At 61.4% G+C, this 2,592-nt stretch carries 3 protein-coding genes; all 3 read left to right on the top strand.

Features of this window, described 5'->3' with window-relative positions; genetic code table 11:
• The first annotated feature begins 84 nt into the window (after positions 1-84).
• Genes NCR38_RS34295 through tnpC form a run of 3 tightly spaced genes read left to right on the top strand, consistent with a single transcriptional unit; the run spans position 85 to position 2,450 of the window.
• Positions 85-504 carry a transposase gene (locus NCR38_RS34295; protein WP_284502540.1) on the top strand — a complete coding sequence of 140 codons (420 nt, stop codon included), beginning with the start codon at positions 85-87 and terminating at the stop codon, positions 502-504.
• Positions 501-845, top strand: a complete 345-nt coding sequence (gene tnpB, locus NCR38_RS33945; RefSeq protein WP_061122005.1) for an IS66 family insertion sequence element accessory protein TnpB — start codon at positions 501-503, stop codon at positions 843-845. The genes NCR38_RS34295 and tnpB overlap by 4 nt, the downstream gene beginning before the upstream one ends.
• Positions 846-875: 30 nt before the next feature.
• A complete protein-coding gene (tnpC, locus tag NCR38_RS33940) occupies positions 876-2,450 on the top strand; it encodes an IS66 family transposase (protein WP_061122006.1) in 1,575 nt (524 codons plus the stop codon).
• The last annotated feature ends 142 nt before the right edge of the window (positions 2,451-2,592 follow it).

Here is a 2,592-nt window from a genome sequence, read left to right as displayed (position 1 = left end):
GTAAGCGACTCGGCACAACCGTTTCCCACTGCTGAATATTTCGACGCATGATGGGCGCGTTCAGCTTGACGGAGACAGTCAGCCATGTCGAACGCAGCGGGCCGCACGCATCCCCATCGGACGTATGCGCAAGAATTCAAGCAGCAGGTGATCAGAGAGACATTGGAACCCGGCATGTCGGTGTCGATTGTTGCGCGACGGCACGACATCAACGCCAATGTGGTGTTCGCGTGGCGCAAGCAATACCGTGAAGGCAAGCTGGTCATACCTGCAATCGAAGTTGCGCCGAGCGTGCCCAGCACGAAGCTACTGAGCGTCGACGTGATCGACTCAGCATTGGTACTGCGGCCGCCTGAGCCCGCAGTGGCGTCGCAAGCGCCGAGCGGTATACCGATGCCGGCGCCCGTGTGCGAAATCGAGGTGGAGATCGGCAAACGGCGTGTGAAGATTCGCGGCCTGTCTGTCGAGCGCGCTGAAGCGTTCCTGCAGGAATGCCTGAAGTGATCGCGCTGCCGGCAGGTACGCGCGTGTGGCTCGTGGCCGGCGTGACAGATATGCGCTGCGGCTTCCAGGGGCTGGCCGCGAAAGTGCAGACAGCGCTCGAAGAGAATCCGCTGGGTGGCAACGTATTCATCTTCCGCGGCCGCCGCGGCGATCTCGTGAAGCTGCTTTGGGCGACCGACGATGGGCTCTGGCTGCTCGCAAAACGATTGGAGCGAGGCCGGTTTGTCTGGCCACAGGCCGACGGTGGAAAGATCCATCTGACGAGCGCACAGCTGTCGATGCTCCTCGAAGGCATCGACTGGCGACACCCGCAACGCACCGCTGCTCTGTCGATGTTGTAAACCACATCGAAGGCTCGTAAACTGCGACGCATGTCCCAATCTGCGCCGCTTCCCACCACCGTCGCGGAGCTCCAGGCTCTGGTGCTCGAGCAGCAGGCGTCAATCGAGAACATGGTGCGGGAGATCGCCGCACGGGACGACGAAATCGAACGCCTGAAGGCGCAGATCGACAAGCTCAGGCGGATGTACTTCGGGAGCAAGTCCGAGAAACTGGCCCGGCAGATCGATAAACTTGAGGCGCAGCTCGAAGACCTGACGGCCGGTCAGGGCGCTGCCGAAACGCGAGGGCATCGAGACAAGACGTCGACGGCGCCGCCTGGTCGAACGCCCACGCGAGAGCCGCTGCCGCCGCACTTGCCACGCGATGAAATCGAACTTACACCGAATGCGGCTTGCCCTAAGTGTTCCACAACGATGCAGCGACTCGGCGAGGATGTTTCCGAGCAGCTCGCGCGCGTAGCGGCTGCGTTTAAAGTGATCCGCACGATCCGTCACAAGCTGTGTTGTCCTGACTGCGGCCACATCGAACAGCCCGCGATGCCCAGCCTGCCCATCGAGCACAGCATCGCGCATCCGAGCCTGCTGGCCGACATTGCGGTATCGAAGTTCGCCGATCACCAACCGCTGTACCGCCAATCGGAGATTGCGGCACGCGACGGCGTGACGCTGGATCGCGCCAGCATGGGCCGCTGGATCGGGCAGATCGCCGAGCTCTGTGGACCGCTTGTTGAAGCAATCCAGCGCTACGTGCTGGTCCCCGGCAAGGTACACGTCGACGACACACCGGTTGCGGTGCTCGCGCCAGGCAACGGAAAGACGGTGACCGGTCGCTTCTGGGTCTACGTGCGCGACGATCACCGCTCGGGCTCGACCGAGCCCGCTGCGGTATGGTTCGACTTCTCCTCGAATCGCAAAGGCGTCCATCCTCAGACCCGACTCGCCGCATTCCGTGGCATCCTGCAGGCCGATGCTTACGCCGGTTTCGATCAACTGTATGCGAGCGGCGAGATCCACGAAGCGGCATGCTGGGATCATGCGAGGAGGTACATTTACGATGTTCACGCGCGCACACCGACTTCAGATACCCAGCAACTGCTCGAGATGATCGGCGAACTCTATAGCATCGAAGCCGACATCCGCGGCAAGGCGCCTGACGAGCGTCTGCGCTTCAGGCAGGAAAAGAGCAAGCCGTTGCTCGCGAAGCTCGAAGCGACGATCAGGGTGAAACTCGCGACGCTATCGACGAAGTCCTCGCTCGCAAAAGCAATCAACTACTCGCTGAACCACTGGGCGGCGCTCGTGTTCTACTGCGAGGACGGTCGAGTCGAGATCAGCAACGTGCTTGCCGAGAACGCGCTGCGCTGTGTCGCCCTCGGACGCAAGAACTATCTGTTCGTCGGCTCGGACAGCGGGGGCGAGCGAGCCGCCGCGATGTATAGCTTGATCGGGTCGGCAAAGCTCAACGGGATCAACCCGCGCGCCTATCTGGAATACGTCCTGACCCATATCGCTGATCACAAGATCTCACGCATCGACGAATTGCTGCCTTGGAACGTGGCCGAGAAACTGAAGCCGGCCACTCCACCTACGCCCCTAACCGGGTAGATCTGGATAGATTTGCGTGAATCGTGTCCACGATCGCCGATCATGGACACGATCCCCTGTGATCTATAAGAATTCCACTGCGACAGCACCATCATGCCCCACGCGCGCGCGAATCAGGAACTGGCCCAGCCGAGTCGCTTAC

It is taken from the genome of Caballeronia sp. INML1 (assembly GCF_023631085.1).
GTDB lineage: Bacteria > Pseudomonadota > Gammaproteobacteria > Burkholderiales > Burkholderiaceae > Caballeronia > Caballeronia turbans.
The sequence above is the reverse complement of the archived record's forward strand: the minus strand, read 5'-3'. Positions and strand labels throughout refer to the sequence as shown.

Excerpts from the sequence above, each read along its gene's own strand:
- NCR38_RS34295 (WP_284502540.1), top strand. The coding sequence starts at position 85 with ATGTCGAACGCAGCGGGCCGCACGCATCCCCATCGGACGTATGCGCAA.
- tnpC (WP_061122006.1), top strand. The coding sequence starts at position 876 with ATGTCCCAATCTGCGCCGCTTCCCACCACCGTCGCGGAGCTCCAGGCT.